Annotated in this window: 16 protein-coding genes and 2 pseudogenes; 5 read left to right on the forward strand and 13 right to left on the reverse strand. The window is 59.4% G+C overall.

The window, feature by feature from the left end; translation table 11 throughout:
- Positions 1-7: 7 nt before the first annotated feature.
- Positions 8-951 (forward strand): annotated as a pseudogene (locus DER72_RS01365) (IS1595 family transposase).
- A gap of 16 nt (positions 952-967) precedes the next feature.
- On the opposite strand, the gene dmpG reads toward DER72_RS01365, so the two are convergent.
- From dmpG to DER72_RS01420, 11 genes are all read right to left on the reverse strand, one after another.
- The gene (dmpG, locus tag DER72_RS01370; protein WP_110068212.1) at positions 968-2,005 is read right to left on the reverse strand and encodes a 4-hydroxy-2-oxovalerate aldolase; all 1,038 of its coding nucleotides are present in this window, start codon (positions 2,003-2,005) and stop codon (positions 968-970) included.
- 13 nt (positions 2,006-2,018) lie between these two features.
- Positions 2,019-2,954, reverse strand: coding sequence for an acetaldehyde dehydrogenase (acetylating) (locus DER72_RS01375; protein WP_110068213.1), 936 nt, complete (start codon positions 2,952-2,954; stop codon positions 2,019-2,021).
- Positions 2,955-2,976: 22 nt separating this feature from the next.
- Positions 2,977-3,759: a 2-oxopent-4-enoate hydratase gene (dmpE, locus tag DER72_RS01380; protein WP_110068214.1), complete on the reverse strand. Its 783-nt coding sequence runs from the start codon at positions 3,757-3,759 to the stop codon at positions 2,977-2,979.
- Positions 3,760-3,905: 146 nt separating this feature from the next.
- Complete coding sequence (locus DER72_RS01385) at positions 3,906-4,733, reverse strand: alpha/beta fold hydrolase (protein ID WP_110068215.1); 828 nt, start codon at positions 4,731-4,733, stop codon at positions 3,906-3,908.
- 170 nt (positions 4,734-4,903) lie between these two features.
- Positions 4,904-6,277, reverse strand: a complete 1,374-nt coding sequence (locus DER72_RS01390) for an OmpP1/FadL family transporter (RefSeq protein ID WP_219983215.1) — start codon at positions 6,275-6,277, stop codon at positions 4,904-4,906.
- 39 nt (positions 6,278-6,316) lie between these two features.
- Positions 6,317-7,252: a biphenyl-2,3-diol 1,2-dioxygenase gene (bphC, locus tag DER72_RS01395; protein ID WP_110068217.1), complete on the reverse strand. Its 936-nt coding sequence runs from the start codon at positions 7,250-7,252 to the stop codon at positions 6,317-6,319.
- A gap of 19 nt (positions 7,253-7,271) precedes the next feature.
- On the reverse strand, positions 7,272-8,102 hold the full coding sequence (bphB, locus tag DER72_RS01400; protein ID WP_110068218.1) for a cis-2,3-dihydrobiphenyl-2,3-diol dehydrogenase: 831 nt from the start codon (positions 8,100-8,102) through the stop codon (positions 7,272-7,274).
- Between the two features lie 59 nt (positions 8,103-8,161).
- Entirely contained in the window at positions 8,162-9,388 is a 1,227-nt protein-coding gene (locus tag DER72_RS01405; RefSeq protein ID WP_110068219.1) for an NAD(P)/FAD-dependent oxidoreductase, read from the reverse strand.
- The gene (locus DER72_RS01410; RefSeq protein ID WP_110068220.1) at positions 9,385-9,714 is read right to left on the reverse strand and encodes a bifunctional 3-phenylpropionate/cinnamic acid dioxygenase ferredoxin subunit; all 330 of its coding nucleotides are present in this window, start codon (positions 9,712-9,714) and stop codon (positions 9,385-9,387) included. The genes DER72_RS01405 and DER72_RS01410 overlap by 4 nt, the downstream gene beginning before the upstream one ends.
- A 125-nt stretch (positions 9,715-9,839) precedes the next feature.
- Positions 9,840-10,400 (reverse strand): 3-phenylpropionate/cinnamic acid dioxygenase subunit beta, encoded by a 561-nt coding sequence (locus DER72_RS01415; RefSeq protein ID WP_110068221.1) that lies wholly within the window; start codon positions 10,398-10,400, stop codon positions 9,840-9,842.
- Between the two features lie 213 nt (positions 10,401-10,613).
- Complete coding sequence (locus DER72_RS01420; RefSeq protein ID WP_110068222.1) at positions 10,614-11,984, reverse strand: SRPBCC family protein; 1,371 nt, start codon at positions 11,982-11,984, stop codon at positions 10,614-10,616.
- A gap of 150 nt (positions 11,985-12,134) precedes the next feature.
- Between DER72_RS01420 and DER72_RS01425 the strand changes: the two are divergent.
- Positions 12,135-13,115, forward strand: a pseudogene (locus DER72_RS01425) (IS1380 family transposase); the annotation flags it as partial.
- A gap of 387 nt (positions 13,116-13,502) precedes the next feature.
- Here the strand turns inward: DER72_RS01425 and lolA are convergent.
- Together lolA and DER72_RS01435 are read right to left on the reverse strand one after the other, a co-directional pair.
- Positions 13,503-14,132, reverse strand: coding sequence for an outer membrane lipoprotein chaperone LolA (gene lolA / locus DER72_RS01430; RefSeq protein ID WP_110068223.1), 630 nt, complete (start codon positions 14,130-14,132; stop codon positions 13,503-13,505).
- A 157-nt stretch (positions 14,133-14,289) separates the two neighbouring features.
- Complete coding sequence (locus DER72_RS01435) at positions 14,290-17,691, reverse strand: DNA translocase FtsK (protein WP_110068224.1); 3,402 nt, start codon at positions 17,689-17,691, stop codon at positions 14,290-14,292.
- A 151-nt stretch (positions 17,692-17,842) separates the two neighbouring features.
- On the opposite strand from DER72_RS01435, the gene aat reads away from it, so the two are divergent.
- The 3 genes from aat to infA all read left to right on the forward strand — a co-directional run bounded on the left by aat (position 17,843) and on the right by infA (position 19,693).
- Positions 17,843-18,619, forward strand: a complete 777-nt coding sequence (aat, locus tag DER72_RS01440; protein ID WP_110068225.1) for a leucyl/phenylalanyl-tRNA--protein transferase — start codon at positions 17,843-17,845, stop codon at positions 18,617-18,619.
- The gene (locus tag DER72_RS01445) at positions 18,616-19,353 is read left to right on the forward strand and encodes an arginyltransferase (protein ID WP_110068226.1); all 738 of its coding nucleotides are present in this window, start codon (positions 18,616-18,618) and stop codon (positions 19,351-19,353) included. The genes aat and DER72_RS01445 overlap by 4 nt, the downstream gene beginning before the upstream one ends.
- Before the next feature lie 121 nt (positions 19,354-19,474).
- On the forward strand, positions 19,475-19,693 hold the full coding sequence (gene infA, locus DER72_RS01450; protein WP_027961652.1) for a translation initiation factor IF-1: 219 nt from the start codon (positions 19,475-19,477) through the stop codon (positions 19,691-19,693).
- The last annotated feature ends 29 nt before the right edge of the window (positions 19,694-19,722 follow it).

Raw genomic sequence — 19,722 nt, forward strand, 5'->3', positions numbered from 1 at the left:
TAATGCCATGGCTCGCAATCCCATCCAGTTCCAGCCCGGCCTGTCACTGCCGGCCTTCCTGGGTCAGTACGGCACGGAAGGGCAATGCCGGGAGGCGCTCTTTCGGCATCGCTGGCCGAGGGGCTTCGTCTGTCCTGACTGCGGCAACACGACCTTCTGCCAACTCTCGCGTGGGCTCTACCAATGCCATCGCTGCCATCATCAAACCTCGCTGACCGCCGGTACCATCTTCCATGGCACGCATCTGCCGCTGACCACCTGGTTCCTGGCGATCTACCTGCTCACCCAGCGCAAGAGCGGCATCTCGGCGCTGCAGCTGTCCCGGGAGCTCGGTGTCAGCTACAACACGGCCTGGAAGCTCAAGCACAAGCTGCTGCAGGTCATGTACGAGCGCAACCAGGGTGAGCGGCTCTCAGGGCGGATTGAGATCGATGACGCCTACCTGGGCGGTGAGCGGCCGGAAAAGCGCGGGCGCGGCGCTGATCACAAGTTCCCCTTCATCGCCGCCTTGCAAACCAATGAGGAGGGCCACCCACAGCGGGTTCAGCTGCGCCGAGCGAGTGGTTTTACCCTGACCGGGATCCGTCGCATGCCCGACATGCCGTTGTGCCTGGCAGTCAGGTGAGCAGCGACGGACTCGGGAGCTTCCGGGCCTTCGATGCGCCTCCCTATCCTCATGTGCGCCATATCACCGGCGGTGGGCGTGCCAGCGTGGCGAACCCGGAGTTCAACTGGGTCAACACGCTGCTCGGTAACCTCAAGAACGCGATCACCGGTACCTATCATGCCATATGCGGGCAGCACGCCCCGCGCTACCTGGCCGCCGAGCTCGAGTATCGCTTCAATCGGCGCTATGACCTCAAGGCCATGATCCCGCGCTTTCTCACGGCCACCGCCCGAACGCCGCCGATGCCGTACCGGTTCCTGAGGATGGCTGAGCTTTATGCGTAATCAGGTAATGTCTTGCTCATGCATTCTGCTTCTTTTGGGCGGCCAGCAGATCCAGCGCCACATCCACGATCATGTCTTCCTGCCCCCCCACCATGCGGCGTTTGCCCAGCTCCACCAGAATGTCCACGGGCTTCAGGCCGTACTTCTGCGCCGCCACTTCGGAGTGGCGCAGGAAGCTGGAGTACACACCGGCGTAGCCCAGGGCCAGGGTTTCGCGGTCAACGCGCACCGGGCGGTCCTGCAGTGGGCGCACGATGTCGTCAGCAGCATCCATCAGGGCGTACAGGTCGGTACCGTGCTCCCAGCCCATCTTGTCGAAGGCAGCCACACAGACTTCCAGCGGCGCGTTGCCGGCGCCTGCGCCCATGCCGGCCAGGGAGGCGTCAACGCGGTCACAGCCCTCTTCCACCGCCACGATGGAGTTGGCCACACCCAACGCCAGGTTGTGGTGGGCGTGAATGCCGGTTTCGGTTTCCGGCTTGAGCACGTCTTTTAGCGCCCGGAAGCGGTCACGGATGTCGTTCATGTTCATGGCGCCGCCGGAGTCGACGACATAGAGGCAGGTAGCACCGTAATCTTCCATCAGCTTGGCCTGCTCCGCCAGGCCCTGCGGGGTCTGCATGTGGCTCATCATCAGAAAGCCCACGGTGTCCATGCCCAGCTTTCTTGCGTGTTCGATGTGCTGCTTCGAGACATCCGCTTCGGTGCAATGGGTGGCAACCCGTACGATTCTGGCGCCGGCGTTGTAGGCGTTGTCCAGGTCGTGGACGGTGCCGATGCCGGGCAGCAGCAGGGTGGCGATTTTGGCGTGTTCGATGACTTCAGCGACCGCTTCGATCCACTCCAGATCGGTGTGGGCGCCGAAGCCGTAGTTGAAGCTGGAGCCCTGCAGGCCATCACCGTGGGCCACTTCGATGGAATCCACCTTGGCCTTGTCCAGGGCCCGTGCAATGTCCTGCACGTTCTTGATGGAGTACTGGTGACGGATGGCGTGGCTGCCGTCCCGCAGGGTCACGTCGGAGATGTAGAGTTTCTTGCCGGGATTGAATGTCATTGTTCGTTCCTCCTCAGTTGACCAGCGATTCGGCGATGCGCTCGGCGGTGCCGAGAGCCGCGGAGGTCATGATGTCCAGATTGCCGGCATAGGCCGGCAGGTAATGGGCGGCGCCCTCTACTTCCAGGAAGATCGAGGTCTTTAGACCGCTGAAGCGGCCCAGGCCCGGGACGTTCATGGGCTGGTCTTCGGGGATGTCGTCGAACTGCACTTTCTGCTTGAGGCGATAACCGGGCACGTAGCTGTTGACGGCCTTGACCATTTCTTCCACCGAGGCTTCCACTTCCGCCTGGTCGGCGGCATCGGAGAGCACGTAGACGGTGTCGCGCATCAGCAGGGGCGGCTCGGCCGGGTTCAGGATAATGATGGCCTTGCCCTTCTGGGCACCACCGACCACTTCGATGGCCTTGGAGGTGGTTTCGGTGAACTCATCGATGTTGGCGCGGGTGCCGGGGCCGGCGGATTTCGATGAAATGGACGCCACGATTTCGGCGTAGTGCACCTTGGCGACCCGGGAGACCGCTGCAACCATGGGAATTGTCGCCTGGCCACCGCAGGTGACCATGTTGACGTTGCCTTCGTGCAGGTTCTGCTCCAGGTTCACCACCGGTACGCAGTAGGGGCCGATGGCCGCCGGCGTCAGGTCGATGATCTTGATGTTTTCCTTGTGGCCCCGCAGGAACACTTCGTTGTGGCGGTGGGCGCCGGCGGAGGTGGCATCAAACACAATGTCGATGTCGGCAAATTCCGGCATTTTCACCAGGCCGTCCACGCCTTCGGCGGTGATGGCGACACCCATACGTGCGGCGCGGGCCAGGCCGTCGGATTCCGGGTCGATACCGACCATGGCGCCCATTTCAATATGCTTGCCATTGCGCAGGATTTTGATCATCAGGTCGCTGCCAATGTTGCCCGAGCCGATGATCGCTGCCTTGATTTTCTTGCTCATGAATTTTTCCTGTTGCTTATAGTTACTCGAATCGCACGGAGCAGCTTCCAATACCCGCCAGCGTCATCCGCAAATTGTCACCCGCATTGACCGGCACCATGGCGGACAAAGCGCCGGACAAAATGACATCACCGGCCTTCAGCGACATTCCCAGCTGGCCAAGGGTGTTGGCCAACCAGGCAACCGCAATCGCCGGAGACCCCATGGTGGCTGCACCTGCGCCCGTACCCACGATCCGGCCGTTTTTTTCCAGCACCATACCGGTTGTGAACAGGTCCAGATTACGGGGATCCACCAGGCGATCACCAAGTACGAACACGCCACACGACGCGTTATCCGCGATCGTGTCCTGAATCCGAATCTTCCAGTCGCGAATTCGTGAATCGACAATCTCAAAACACGCCATCACACCTTCGGTGGCCCTAAGCACATCAGCGACGGTGACACCGGGACCGTTCAGATCCCGCTTCAGAACAAAGGCGATTTCACCTTCCGCTTTCGGTTGGATCAGAGATTTCATGGCAATCGACTCGCCCTGGTTGATCACCATGCGGTCCGTCAGCTGGCCAAAATCGGGTTGATTCACACCCAGCATGTCCATGACAGCCTGACTGGTAACGCCTATTTTTTTTCCAATAACTCGCTCACCTAGCGCTAACCTCTTAGCAAGAAATAGTTTCTGTATTTGGTATGCATCTTGGACAGTTAGCTCTGGATATCGATCCGTAATACTCTGTATCGGCGTAGAGCTCTGGTACGCAGAAAAAAGTTCCTTTGCAATCCTGTCACTGGCACTAGAACACATATTTATTCCTCACCCCCCCATTTCCTCGCCTGAAGAAATTTGATTTCAAATCGGCGCCTTCAATAACTGCATCAATACAAATCCGAATTATTATTAACGCTTGCATCAAAGGCACCCGATTCTATCTACCCACAAAATTCAGCATACTACTCGTTGATCTCATTAAAGAAGTCAGCTACGAGACGGTTGAATCGATCTGTATGTTCAATTTGTGTCCAATGCCCACAGCGACCGAAAACATGCAACTGCGCACGATCTATGACTTCAGCCAAGTGCAAGCTGCTGGATAACGGGACAACCCGATCCTCTCTTCCATGAATAATCAATGCCTCATTGGAAAGACTTTTAAGCTCTTCGTCAGAGCTGGCTAACGAGTCTATCCACTGCTGGCGTGGGGCAGGGAACATACTTGCGAATGACTCCTGAACCCCAGGGCGAATACTTGCTTTATATCGCACCTCTGCTAATTCATCGCTCACCAGGGAACGGTCATAAGCGAAGAGATCGAGAAGCTTGCGCATATTCTCTATAGACGGTTGGTAACCCCAGACTGCATCCAGGCCCTCTGTGAGCTTGAACTTAGTGCCAGCTGCGCCCATCAGGACCAAACGACCCACTCGCTCCGGATACCTCAGAGCGGTAGCAATCGCGAGCCCCCCCCCAAAAGAATTACCTACGATGTGAGCCTTTTGAATATTCAAAGCGTCCATAACACCGATGATGTGCTGGACCCAATTATCCAGGGAAAATTCATAGCCCTCAGGTTGTTCGGTATAGCCGAATCCAACCATATCGGGCGCAATAACACGATAGAACTGGCTTAGATATGGAATATTAGGGCGCCAATTAGCGTAGGCAGTCACACCCGGTCCAGAGCCGTGAACCAGTATTACCGGGTATCCTTCTCCAACGTCGTGGTAATTGGTTTGGATACCTGCCGCTACAACGCTCTTACCGATTTCAGGGTTCGTCATCTCTCATTCCTCATTTTTCGAAATATTGGGTCACTAGGTTTCAGAAGGCGCACATAGATTCTTACAACCGCTATCCCAAAGAAGATATATGCAACTCGATCCGGAGTATCTCGAATAAATTACATACACTATCGATAGAACCTCCTTGTTCTATCCAAGCCGAGGGAAATTTAAAATCTATAAGTGTAAGCTAAACCAAAACTATCTTGGGAATGCTTAGCCCTTATTGGGTCAGAAGTGTTAGGCAGCCTAGAGTTCTCCATCGTCTCTTCAAAGGAGTGGGTCCAGGCAAAGTCCACTTTACTTGCCTTTGACCATTGATAAGAAAACCCCAGAGACCCGAAAGTATTAGGAATAGCAGGAATAACCGCAAGTAATGTATCTGAGCGTAGCGCCTGAGTCGCAAATCTGACACCGCCTCGCAGCGTCCACTTTCCCGTCATATAGGCAGCACCTAGCGAAAGCGCTGTTTGATCTTTATAATTCTGCGGAAGGAGAATATCGATATTTTGGCCAGTATCCGCCTCAAAAGCAACATCGATATCTTTCATTGCATCCTTCCAGAAGATCCGGGAGAGGTCAGCCGCCAGCAACCACTGGCTACCAACCTGGTGGCTTATCCCCAGATTCAATTGCGCGGGTGTTTGAAAGTCCCGAATTTTAACCGTTCCAGGCAGCGCTATTTGTCCTGCCACTGCATCAACCGCCGTCAGAACGCCATCACCCTTCATATCCCCGATATGGCTCTCCATGGAATAAGCAACGCCTATCCGGGTATCCGGGCTGTACTTGTAGATCATACCTACACGCCCTCCATAACCCCAGGCATCGACACCACTTGCAACCGGGTGGGTTCTTGAAAAGCTAAAATGCGCGCCACGAAGGTCGGGCAAACTTCCAAGTACAGGCAACAGTGAACCTCCCGCGCGACCAGACCCTATAAGCGAGCCCACTTGATCCGCCCCCAACAACGTTTCAAGGTTCAGGCCTTGCCACAGGGCATCCACGCTGGCCCCTACTATAAGCTGGTCATTAACCTCATAGCTGGCAGCAAACGGGATATTCATGGTAAGCAGCCGACTGGAAGACTCGAGCCCCGTATCAAGCCCCCCACTGGCGCGGGAGAGAAAACCGTCATTACCGTACTCTGTCCCTACCCCACCTTGGGCAAAGGCGCCAACACCAAGCACCAGAGGGCCGTTGTGATAGGTGTAGGCTAATTGTGGAGCAGCGTATGGGCCGCGGTTTTTTGAACGATCATCGGAGGATGAGACTTCCCCTGTGGCTTGGTCTTTAGCCTTGATGTCGGTCAGCACAACATCGAATCCTACATGAATCTCAGAACCCTGCCCCATCAAAGAGAGGGTCGCGGGGTTTGTCATCATGCCCGCTGCACCCACATCAAAGGCAGTCGCGGCCCCGCCCATCGCTGCGGAAATTGGACCATGTCCAACAAATCTCAATACGTCACTGACCGCCAGAACATTTCCGGAGATCATCATCAAGCCTGCAATAGCAGATATTTTTTTTATTTTTACCTTCATTTTTATTTTATCTCTGCCAATTCCCGTTAGTAGAAGCTGTTATTTTCTTCGTACTGACTTATGGCCCCACATGGCGGTTCGGTTATGGCGCGTCACTACCCAAGAGGGGTCTTTCACATCGCGAGCACCCCAACCAAATTCAAGCTCAAACCCGGATGGTGTTTCAGCATAAAATGAGACCATGTGGTCGTTAACGTGACGTCCGATCGTCGCAGTGATCATGCTAGATGTATTGTTGTCACTTTCCTCAGCCCGAAGGTTAGAGTCGGTTAATTTGTCTGACGAACCATCGAGTCGGTCGTAGGCATAACCTACATCATCAAGCGTCAAGGCTTGCAGCAAGAAATGGTGAACCCTCTTGGGTAACGGGGCCTCGGCGATAGCCAGGGTGTGGTGGCGACCATTGCAATGAAGGAAATAACCTCGCACAGTAATATCCGGGCCCATCGCGATGTCGATTACGTCGGATAACTGAAAGCCTAACAGTTCCGTGTAAAACGACAGGCCTTTCTCAATATCTGGAACCGCATAGAAATAATGTCCCGCTCCTTGCTCTCCGGTAACGAACCCGCTGACACCAGCGCTAGAGATAAAAGGCTGCTCAAATAACTCTGTGGCCCCATAGTAAAGCTCCAAGGACATCCCAAATGGATCATTGAATGAGATCAAATCCATCACGCCACGTTTTTCTGCCAGTTCAGTGTCGCCAGTCTTGACCTGGACCCCTGCTTCACGTAGCCGTTCCGTCATTAGCCTCAATGCCTTAGAATCAGCCACTTCATAGCCTGCAAACTCGAGGTCGTCAGAGTCACCTTTTTCTATCGCTATTCGCCACTCCCTTGAATCCATACGAAATAAGGCTTTCTCATCAGAGCCATTAACCTCCATCAATCCGATTTTCTTGGTGAGATAGGAGCGCCACGCTTGCACATCGCTTACAGAGAACCCCATGTAGCCCAGGCTTTTGATACCCATTTATATCTCCTTATTCGATTTATTCGATATTGAGCTTGTCAAGGAGGTCATTACCTCCAGCCACAGAAAAGAGCCCACGGACACCCATGCCACCGTCATAGTTTAACAGTGCACCAGTAGCGGGTGCGGAATCCCCTCTTGTGGCGAAAAACACATAAGCCCCTGTGTACTCATCAACATCGGGCATACGACCGATTGGTAGTACGCTTTCCAACATTTCCCCCAACGGGATTTCAGATATGGATTTCTCGTTCATACCTAATGAACCTGGCCCTGACAGGCTCGTATTCATCCCGCCAACGCCAACACCATTAACGCGTATGTAGGGTGCCAACTCAAATGCAAGTTCACGTACCAGGCCGACAACCGCGTGTTTTGTAGCCGTATATAGAGGTCCACCGCCATTGGGATAAAAGCCCGCATTTGAAATCGTACATATAATGCTGCCACGACTGGCAACGAGAGCCCGCAGGCAAGCCTTTACAGCGAGAATATAGCCCTTTACATTAATCTGAAATAATTCATCAAACGCCTTGTCGATATTATCTTCCGGTAAATCGACAAGCGGCATGTTGTAATCCCATATACCCGCATTGGGTATTAACACATCGATTTTTCCAAACGTGTCAACACATTGGGTGGCCGCTCTTTTCAGATCCTCCAAAGAACGCACATCACCGGCAATCGATACCACTGCTTTACCGTGCTCTTGCTCCAGCTGGCGAACTCGATCCGGAGATTTATCGAAAACTGCGACCTTGGCACCTTCCTTAACGAATCTATCTACCAGGGCACGACCCAACCCTGACGCACCCCCGGTAATAAAGACTACTTCATCTTGTAATTTCATAAATAGGCTTCCTAATTGAAAATCCTGTAGACCTTCAAAATTAATCTCGCTCGGCGTCGCTATGCCTTAGCCTTCAAAAAGTCCCTCAGACTGAATTGAGGATCAGCCAACTCTGGCGTGGAAACAGGAACACCTCGCGTCACCAGACGGCTTGCAATCGAAAAATCTCGCGGATCATCAATGGCTATGGCCGCTTCCACGCGGTTATCCAGGACCCTGAACAACAGACGGGATCTACTCTGTTCGTTATTGCGCACAACAATTTCGCCTGGGCCGTTAATATCACCTGCCATCTGGAGTCTGTGCCCTGCAATTTCAGTCCAGGAGGTTTGGGTCTGAGGCGAGGGTTGGGGCTTGCCCAACATAGCGAGGGCGGCAGTTTCCGCCTCTATTTGGCTGTTCAGGTATGTCTCAAGTGAGCGCCGCTCACCCGATCTCAGTGGCCAGGCAGCCACATCCCCAGCTGCGAACACGCTGGGATCTGAGCTTTTCCCAGTGGCATCGACGAGTACACCACCACCCGGTTGACACTCAATACCGGCTGCGCGAGCGAGATCATCGGCCGGCTCGGCCCCGATGCTTACCAGAACGGTGTCAGCTTCAATTTGTCGACCATCGGTGCACACAACCGCACGCACCCGCTCGTCGCCTTCGAAACGCAAAGCCTGCGCATTTCGCTCGACATGAACGCCAAAACGTTCCAATTCGTTACGGCACCACTCGCCAGTTTCACGGCCTAGAACACGTAACAGCAGTTCGTCCCCACACTCCAAAACGGTGACATTGGTACCAAAACCAATAGCGGTGGTTGCCACTTCACATCCGATCAGGCCGCCACCAACGATTACCAGGGACTTGGCCGTTGCCAGTGAATCCTTCAGCCTGTTGGCATCTTCGTATGTTCGCAGTGTATGGATGCCCGGCAGATTGCTGCCCTCAGCCTGGATGCGCCTTGCGCGTGACCCCGTTGCCAAGAGTACATAGTCGTAGGGAATGTGACCGTCGGACTGCAAGCGAACCTGCCGGTTTGCGATATCAATTCCAGTCACACGCTCCGCCAGATGGAGCGTTATGTTAGCTGACTTACTCCAGTCAGGCCCCAGGATCGCCGCCGGCTCGTTCACTTTTCCCGCCAGGAGCTCCTTGGACAGACACGGTCGATCATAGGCAATACAAGGTTCTTCTCCTATTAGGTGAATCGTCCCCTGATACCCTTCAGTGCGCAGACAGCGAGCCGCAGTTACCCCGGCAAGCCCGGCGCCAATAATAACAATTGATTTACTCATGGCGCATAATACCCGGCGTCAAAATCAACGAGGACATCATCGCCCTCGATTTTTAACGGAAACATTTTGAGCGGATCACATGGAGGTGCCGCTTTTACCTTGCCCGTGCGTACACAGAACTTACCCATATGCAGAGAGCATTCGACGATGTCACCTTCGAGGTAGCCCCCTTCAGATAAGGACCAATCTCCATGAGTACATCTATCCTGTGTCGCGAACAGCTCACCATCGACGTTGAAAATCGCGATAGCTCCCTCGCTACCTTCAACCTTCAGGGCCTCACCAACGGGAATGTCAGATACCTTACATGCTACGGAAAATGTCATTTCTTTATTGTCTCCTAACACTTGATTTGATCCGCGACTCAATTTACAGGTAGGAATTAATAAAATTCACCCATAAGAACCCATGTTTGGGGTCTTATGGATGAATGGCGGGTGCGTTATATCAATCAGAAGAATTGGCTAAGATTGTTAGCAGTAACCGTACTCTGGTCGAATAGGATTGTCCGTCGAGAAATCTTGAAACCGAACCCATCGGGCACACGGTGCAAAATATCTCTGCGCTCACCAACATATATGTCCGTCATACGCTCCAGTCGGTTTCTGTAACAAAGGAACGCGGAACTAACCTCCAACGTATCGGCATCCTCTGTTTCACGGACGATCACATTGGTGACAATGTGCCGACTGCGGGAAGCAGGATCTTCGGTCCAGTTCAAGCCTGACAACCTTCCGCGGATGCGCGCCCGTAAGCTCGCATAATCTTCGTCGAAGTGGGCATTGCCTCCTGGAGGAATGTACTCCAGAGCCTTGTCCCGGGTGGTGTGATTGGTTCGAAGCGGCATCCAGTACCGAATATCTTCGGTCATCAACCCCAGCCACTCATCGTATTTCTGGTAATCAAGCAACTGGGACTCGCGATAATAGAACTGTTCCACCGCATATTGCAGCTCACGATCAACGGGTTTCAGTGGCCATTCGATCGGTTTAGTAAGATCATTATTTGACATTTTATAATCCTTCTATCTTTCTTTTAGGCGCCGGCACCAGACTTAGTCTTTAAGCAAAGCGAACCCCTGACTTGGAACCGATGCCTTTGGATTTCAGCTAGACTAAAATCCGCAAGGATGAGTCGTTTATCTTTCACCGCCTCAACCCGCTTTCGCATTCCCTAGCTACACAAGCGACAGTAAATAGAGAATGCGATCACCTTTTCGGTGCTTTTAGTCCTTCGGCCACAGGGTTTCCCAGCTCGGCTCAGACATCATACGAGTCCAGTGGTGATAAAATCCTCGCGCGGCCTCTTCGCTATAGACGTAGCTAGTCTTTCCAGGAAACTCTGGGTTATTTTTATTCGGTACGCCGGCACCCATCTGAGCACAGAAGGGTTGACTTCTCGCTTTATAACCCCGCAGCACTCCTTGAACTTCTACCCAGTTTTCGCCGTCGTCCTGCTCATAGGTTCCACCCTGGTTGAAGGTGAAAATGTTCTTCCTGCGATACTCTTCCTTAATTTCCTCCGGTGCATCGGCATCCACTACAATGAAGGACCATACCTCGACCTCATGGGGCCCGCGCGGATGCCAAGTACGGACGGTGTTGATTCCGGGAAGGAATGAACAGGTCGGGAAAATTGTCATGTGCTGTGTAACCATCCGGTTAGCTGGGATCCCCAACCGTTGCTGAGCACGCTCAGCAGCAGGCCCTTTGGTCCAGTAATCGACCACTTTGGGCCCCATAATGGCTTGAAGGAGCGCGAAATCATCGTTGTACCAACCGGTTCCGTGCCCACCCCATTTGGCTCGAAACTGGTTGCCGGTTGACGGCAGCTTCACCTGAGACAGATCCACGTCGGGCGGAAGGCTGGATACCACCCCTGCCAGATGCGACATCGTGCCTGCGTGGTACATATCACTGCAGAACTGCTCGGCGGCAAATTTCCAGTTACATGGGATTACCGTTTTCTGCATGCCACTAATAACCTCGGTACCCGCCTCGGTCCGATCGAGCATTACATCCATATAGGGGGTTGCGTCACTCAAATAGGTGAGCAGATCCGGGGCCTCTTCATCCCAGTTGGCGAAAATCAAACCTTTATAGGTATCCACACGCGCTTGCAGCGGTCCCCAATCGGCCTTGTCGAACCCACAGTCACCCTCTTTCTTGTCACAAAAGGCTTCTTTCTCGAAGGGGACGTTGACTAGATTTCCGGCGGTATCGTAGGCCCAGCCGTGATATGTACAGGTGAATGATTTTGCGTTTCCGAAATCCGAACGCTCAATTCGCATACCACGATGCCGACACTGGTTCAGGAAGACCTTGATGCTCCCATCTTTCTGCCGAACGACGATAACAGGATCTTCACCCATATAAGTTGTGATGTAGTCACCAGCTTTGGGAATGTGCCCCTCATGCCCAAGAAGCAGCCAGGAACGAGCAAAGACTCTTTCAAGCTCAATCTCATACAGATCCTGGTCTGAGTAAATACGAGGATCTAGCAGCCCAACTTCCTGATCCACCAGCTTTCTGATCTGCTCATCAGACCAATGATGTACCCATTTGATAGGCTTTTCGGTCATTTCACTGTTGTTCATTATTGAACTCCTATGCTTTGTCTTCTCTCAAGATGCTCCAACGAAAGCATCTACCCTACCTGAATCCGTGAACCCGGCACCAAAAAACGCTCCTAACCCGCTGACCTGCATGGTAATATCGTCAAATCAGCCCTTCACCCGTAGCGTACCATGCCCAACATCCAGTTCCGCGCCAGTGGTCGTACCCTCACCAGCCATGCCGGCCTCTCGATCATCGGCCAGTGCGTCGAGATGGCCGGTATCGACAGCCTCGACAGTCGCTTCCCCATCTCGCAAGGAGTGCGTAACAGTGACATCGTCAAGGCCTATCTGGGGCTGCTGTGTCTGGGCATGAGTGACTTCGATGCCATCGAGAACTTCCGTCAGGACAAATCGTTCAAGCACTTGCTCAACCTGCACAAGGTGCCCAGCACGGCGACGCTGCGCCAACGCCTGGAGAAGCTCGCCACCCAAGGGCTTCAGGAGAGTACCGCGTCCTGGTCCACGACGCTGCTGTCGCTGGCCAAGGCACCGATCACCGCCGAGACGACACACGTCTGCCTGGACATCGACACCTTCGTCATGGACAACAGCAACTCCAAGAAGGAAGGCGTCTCGCGGACCTACCAGAAGGTCGATGGCTACACCCCGATCGCCGCTTATCTGGGCAATGAAGGCTGGTGTCTGGGCCTGGAACTGCGTCCCGGCAAGCAGCACACCATGAAGGAGAGCAACGCCTTCCTGGAGCGGGTGCTGCCCCGCGCCCAGGGCCTGACCGAACAGCCCCTCCTGCTGCGTGAGGACAGCGGCTTCGACAGCCAGGCGCATCTGGCGCTGCTTGAACAGCAACGCCGGGCCTGCGCCGAGGACGGGCGCGTGCTGGACTATCTCGTCAAGTGGAACCCGCGCCGCTCGGCCAAGGAAGACCTGGCCACCTGGCTGGCCGTGGCCGGGGACTACTGGGAGGAGCTGCGCCCGGGTAAGCGCCAGGCGCTGTGGACGCAGACCGTCTCAATCCGCGATGACGACAAGGTCGAATACGTCGTCAAGCGTGTGATGCGCCTGGTCGAGCGCACCGCCGATCGCGATGGCCAGCTGCTGATCGAACCGGACTATGAACTGGAAGGCTGGTGGACCAGCCTGGACGAGGCACCGCAGGCGGTGATCCAGCGCTACCAGGCGCATGCCACTCACGAGCAGTTCCACAGCGAGCCCGCGTCAGGTCGCGCACCGCCTCCTGCTCCGGCGTGGGGACCCATACCGGCGTCAGCTCACCGGAACGCGATAGACGTGCCAACATTTTCCTGATTACGCATTAAACTCAACCACGCTGGAGGATTTGCCACCTAAACGCCTACGATTCAAGCTCATGCGGAGAAAAACCCACATCGTGAATTTTGACCCAGACCGGCACCTCCAATGCAGTGATGATCATATATTTTTGAAAATTAAGGATTTTTCGATGGCTTTCGTAGCACAGCTGAGCGTCGTACGTAATCAGGAAAGCTTATAGCTTACAGCTCCGGGCGTAGCCCGGGATTACTGCGTATCGCGGATCACATCGGTGCCCTCGGGGATATCGAAGACGAAGCGGCTGTCGTCGATGGCCTGGTTCATGGTGGCATCGCGAAACTCGATGGCGGTGCGCTGCCCGGTGCTGTCGGTCATCTGCAGGGTGGTCAGCAGCTCACCGCGGAAGGTCATCTTCAGCTCCTCGAACAGGGTATCCGCCGACTTGGGCAGCAGGGTGAAGGTCTCGGCGCCCCCCTGCTGCTGGCGAGTCACGTCATAGCTGTCGACCAGGTCGCTGGCACTGCCGGAGAGCAGCAGGGCCGGGGTATGGGTGACGCGATGATCCAGGGCCTGGATGGTGGCCTGCTCCAGGTCGGGGTCGTGCAGCATCACCTCCTGGCCGTCGGAGATCACCTCCTGCTGGTAGGGAGCCTCCACCTCCCAGCGGAACTTGCCGGGACGCGCGAGCCACATCTGGCCGTGGGCTTCCTGGAGACGCTCGCCGCTGGCGTCGAGGATCTGCTGCTCGAAGCGCGCCTCGAAGGTCTGCAGCGGCTCGAGCATGCGGGTCAGGCGATCCGCCCCTTCGCTGGCCAGGGCCGCGAGCGGCATGGCCAGGGTCATGGTGATAACGGCAAGGGTCTTCTTCACTATCATGGTGCTCTGTCTCCCTGGACGGTTCCAACTGGAATCCTGTCACTCGGACTGTATGGACGCCGGCGGGTTGCAGGCCTGCCGGCGCTTTCATGCTGGTTGCATGGTTGAAGGGGGGCGTCTCCCAGGGGAGACGCCCGCGTCGGTGGCGGGCGCGCTGCTAGTCGCCCCCCGCTCGCGGGGACAGCACCTCGCGGGAGCCGTTGGTCCCCATGGTGGAGACGACACCGGCCATCTCCATGGCCTCCACCAGGCGCGCCGCGCGGTTGTAGCCGATCTTGAAGCGGCGCTGCACGGCCGAGATCGACGCTCGGCGCGAGTCGATGACGAACTGCACCGCCTCGTCGTAGAGGGCATCCTGCTCGGCATCGTCGCCGTCACCGACGCCCTCGGCCTCGAGGCCGGTGAGCGCCTCGGCGGAGACCCCGCCGGAGAGGATCTCCTCGATATACTCGGGCTCGCCGCGGCGCTTCCAGTCCTCCACCACCCGGTGCACCTCGTCGTCGTCGACGAAGGCGCCGTGGACCCGGGTCGGCAGGCCGGAGCCCGCCGGCAGGTAGAGCATGTCGCCGTGGCCCAGCAGGTTCTCGGCGCCGCCCTGGTCGAGGATGGTGCGCGAGTCGATCCGCGAGGAGACCTGAAAGGCCATCCGCGTGGGGATGTTGGCCTTGATCAGGCCGGTGACCACGTCCACCGAGGGGCGCTGGGTGGCGAGTATCAGGTGGATGCCGGCGGCCCGCGCCTTCTGGGCCAGGCGGGCGATCAGCTCCTCGACCTTCTTGCCGACGATCATGAACATGTCGGCGAACTCGTCGACCACCACCACGATATAGGGCAGCTTCTCCAACACCGGCGGCGCCTGGTGCATCTCCCAGGGCTGCGGCTCCCACAGCGGATCGGCCACCTGGGCGCCGGCCTGCTCCGCCTCGTCGAGCTTGGCGTTGAAGCCGGCGATGTTGCGCACCCCCATGGTCGCCATCAGCTTGTAGCGACGCTCCATCTCGGCCACGCACCAGCGCAGGGCGTTGGCCGCCTCCTTCATGTCGGTCACCACCGGCGCCAGCAGGTGCGGGATGCCGTCGTAGACGGAGAGCTCGAGCATCTTGGGGTCGACCATGATCAGCCGCAGCTGTTCGGGCGTGGCCTTGAGCAGCATGGAGATCAGCATGGCGTTGACGCCCACCGACTTGCCCGAGCCGGTGGTACCGGCCACCAGCAGGTGGGGCATCTTGCCCAGGTTGGCCACCACCGGGCCGCCGCCGATGTCCTGGCCCAGCGCCAGGGTCAGGGCGGAATCGGCCTGCTGGTAGCGGTCGGAGTCGATCACCTCGCGCAGGCGGATCATGGCGCGGTGTGGGTTGGGAATCTCGATGCCCACCGTGGGGCGGCCCGGGATCACCTCCACCACCCGCACGCTCTTGACCATCAGCGAGCGCGCCAGGTCCTTGGCCAGGTTGCTGATCTTGGAGACCTTCACCCCGGCGGCAGGCTTGATCTCGAAGCGCGTGATGACCGGCCCCGGCCAGGTGTCGACCACCTCGGCCTTGACGCCATACTCGCGCAGCCGCACCTCTAGGAGCTCGGCCATCTCGGCCAGCTGGTCACCGGTGTAGTTCTGCTGCTGGGGTTCCGGTGGCGTCAGCAGGCGCAGGCTGGGCAGTTCGCCCTCGGGCTCCGGCAGCTCGTCCAGCACCGGACGCTGGCTCTGCAGGTGCTCCACGGTCCACAGCCGCATGCCGGACTCGTCGGCGGCCTCCCGGGCCTGCTCGGCGGTGGCCAGGCGCGGCGTAGCATCGCTGCCCTGCGCGTCGCCATCGAAGGCCTCCTCGAACTCCTCCGGCTCCGGCGGCTGCAGCGCTGCGCTGCGCTGGGCCGGGGCCTCCGGCGCGGGTGGCCGGGGGGGCTCCACGGCGCTGTCCGCACGGTCCGCACTGTCGACCTGCTCGGGCTCGTCCCAGGCGAGCCTCGGCTCATCGTCATCCGTCTCGTCCCAGTCGATCTCCTGCCAGTCCACCAGGCCAGGCTCGCGACGGCCGCTCTCGCGCAGGGGGTGCGGCGAGGCCGCAGAGGAGGCACGGGCGGGCGGCATCTCCGGCTCGGCGGCGCGCAGCGGGTCGACGGGTTCGTCGCGGGGGGAAGGCTCGGGAGAGGCCGTGGCGCCCTCCTCCCGGAACGCCTCGGCGGAGGCCGGCGCTTCATGGCGGCTCGCCCGCAGCGAGGGGCCCTCCCAGGCGGCGGCGGGCTCATCATCGTCGGGAAGCATCGGCTCGGGCACCGTTTCCGGCCTGCGAGGCGTGCTGGCCTCGCCGGCGGGTGTCGCCGCCGGCGTTAGGGGCTCGGAGGCCTGGCCGGTGGGTGCCGCCGCCGTCGTTCGGGGCTCGGGGGCCTGGCCGGCGGGTGTCGCCGCCGTTGCTGCCGTCGCCTCGTCGTCGGGCCTGGCGGCGCCAGGCCGTGCCGCCGGAGCCGTCGGCGCGGGGCCGTCGGCGCGGGCCACCCCACCAGCCGAGGCGCCTTCGGTCGCGGCACTGGCCGCGCTGGCGGCCACGGCGGCCGCACCGGCCACTCCCCCGGCCCCCGGCACGCCGCCCGGCGAGCGATCGCTGTAGGCCGCTCCCGGCTGCTTGGCCGAGGGGGTCTTCTCGGGGACTTCCCAGGGGATCTCGGTGTCACCGTCGTTGCCGAAACCGGGCTCGCGACGGCCGGCGGCCTGGAGATCGATCTCGGGCTCACGGGAGCGGCCGCCGGGCAGCAGCCGCTGCCACCAGCGGGAGCGGCGGCTCGCCCCCTCCTCGGTGGGCGCCGCCGATTCCGCCTCGGCCATCGGCTCGGCGGTGTCCTCCCCGGCCGACCCTGCCGCATCCGGTTCGACGCGCTCATAGGCCGGCTCACGGGAAAAGGCGAAGCGCTCCGCCAGCCAGCTCCACACGCGCAGGGCGCGCAGCCCCAGCTCGTCCATCACCGAGAGCCAGGAGAGGCCGGTCAGCAGCGGCAGACCGCAGAGCAGCGCCGCCAGCGCCGCCAGGCCGGTGCCGCCGGAGCCCACCAGGGGCACCAGGGCGCCCACCAGCCCCTCGCCGAGGATGCCCCCCGAGGAGTAGGGCAGCACCGTTTCTGCCGGGGGACGATAGAAGTGCAGCGCGCCCATGGTGGTGGTGCCGAGCAGCACCAGCACCAGGCCGCCTCCGCGCACCGCCAGCGCCGTGGCGTCCCACTCCAGGACGATCCCCTGGCGGGCCCGCAGCAGCCGCCAGGCGGCATAGCCCAGCATGGCCGGCCACCACAGGGCGCTGGCGCCGAACAGCGAGTAGAGCACGTCGGAGAGCCAGGCCCCCACCGCCCCCATCCAGTTGTCGATGTGGGTCTCGGGCCCGCTGCGCGACCAGCCGGGATCACCGGGTTCGAAGCTGAACAGGGCCAGCAGCAGGAAAACGCAGCCGGCCAGCAGCACGATGGCCACCCCCTCCCGCGCCGAGCCCTGCAGCTTCACGCCGAAACGCCTGGCCGTCTCCCTGGCCTGGGCCGCGCTCACTCGACGCGGCGAGGACTTCTTGTTGACACTCAAGTGGTCATCCCCCTTGCGCCACCGCTGGCGTCTTCCAGTTGATTGGCGCCAATCATACCGAGCCAGGCCCGCCCATCACAGTGGCCCGAACGCCTTGAGCCGAGGCGCCGCGGGCGGCACACTGGCCTCCCCTACTGCTGGATGCCCGCCGATGGTGCCCTGGCTGCTCGAGCGCCCGATCCGCTTCCCGCCCGTCACGGCGGCCCTGCGCGACCCCGACGGTCTGCTGGCCGCCGGCGGCGCCCTCGATCCCGGCTGGCTGCTGGCCGCCTACCGCCGCGGCATCTTTCCCTGGTACGGGGACGATCAGCCGATCCTGTGGTGGAGCCCGGACCCGCGCATGGTGCTCTTCCCGGAGGAGCTCAGGGTGCGTCGCAGCCTCGCCAAGCGGCTGCGCCACGCCGGCTTCACGATCACCGCCAACCGCGCCTTCGACGCCGTGATGACCGCCTGCGCCGAGCCGCGTGCCGGGCAGCCAGGCACCTGGATCACCGACGAGATGCGTGCGGCCTACGTCCGGCTTCACGCCCTGGGGGCGGCACACTCCGTCGAGGTCTGGCAACGGGAGCGCCTGGTGGGCGGCCTCTACGGCGTCGCGCTGGGACCGGCCTTCTTCGGCGAGTCGATGTTCACCCGGGTGGCGGACGCCTCCAAGGTGGCCCTGGTGCACCTGGCCCGGGCCATGTCGTCGGGCGGCGGGCGGCTGATCGACTGCCAGATGCACACCGCCCACCTGGCAAGCCTCGGCGCCCGGGATATCGCCCGCGCCGAGTTCATCGGCTATCTTGAGAAGTGGCTGGGCAAGCCCCAGGATGTGGAGCCCGACGGCCTATCCTTCACCCCGGCCTGCTGGTCCTTCGAAGCCATCGGCGAGCCCCCCGGGGGGCCGCCAGTGAACGCCACCAGGAGCCGGAGAGAGTCGTCGTGAGCAGCAACGCCCCCCGCCAGCCCGTCCGGGATCTACGCTTCTTCCTGACCGTGCCCCATGCCTGCAGCTATCTGGCCGGGCGCGAGGCAACGACCCTGTTCCTCGACCCCCAGGAGTCGCCCGGGCAGGGCGTCTACGACTCCCTGGCACTGCTCGGCTTCCGGCGCAGCGGCCGCCATCTCTACCGCCCCCACTGCGAAGGCTGCAGCGCCTGCATCTCGGTGCGCCTACCGGTGGCGGAGTTTGCCCCGAACCGCAGCCAGCGCCGGCTGATCCGGCGCAATGCCGACCTGACCCTGCACCTGCGACCGGCGATCTTCGACCCGGAACACTACGGCCTCTATGCCCACTATATCCGCACCCGGCACGCCGACGGCGACATGTACCCGCCGAGCCACGAGCAGTACCGCACCTTCCTGACCCTGGATCAGGAGTATGCTCGGCTGCTGGAGTTCCGCCTCGCGGGCCGGCTGGTGGCCGTCGCGGCCTTCGACCAGCTCGAGCACGGCCTGTCGGCCATCTACACCTTCTTCGACCCCGACCCCGCACTGGAGCGGCGCTCCCTGGGCACCTTCGCGGTGCTCACCCTGGTGGAACAGGCGCGTCGCCGCGGCCTGCCCCATGTCTATCTGGGCTACTGGATACGCGAGTGCCGCAAGATGGCCTACAAGCAGGCGTTCCAGCCTCTGGAGATGCTCGAGGGCCGCCACTGGCGGCGCCTGATTCCCGCCTGACCTCCCGCCGCCGAGTGCGATGCTTTGCCATGTCGGCCGGCATGCGGCACAATATCGCGCTATTCTTTCAGGGCGGCAGCGCCCTGCCGAGCGTCATATCCATCAGCGAGGAACCGCCTATATGGCACGTGAAGACCATATCGAAATGGAAGGCGTCATCGTCGACACCCTCCCCAACACCACCTTCCGCGTCGAGCTGGAAAACGGCCACGTGGTCACCGCGCACATCTCCGGCAAGATGCGCAAGAACTACATCCGCATCCTGACCGGCGACAAGGTCAAGGTGGAGCTGACTCCCTACGACCTGACCAAGGGTCGCATCGTCTACCGCTCCCGCTGAGCCGCGGTCGAGCCTCCCCAAGCCCGACG

The sequence above is a fragment of the Halomonas sp. A11-A genome (assembly GCF_003182195.1).
GTDB classification, from domain to species: Bacteria; Pseudomonadota; Gammaproteobacteria; order Pseudomonadales; family Halomonadaceae; genus Halomonas; species Halomonas alkalicola.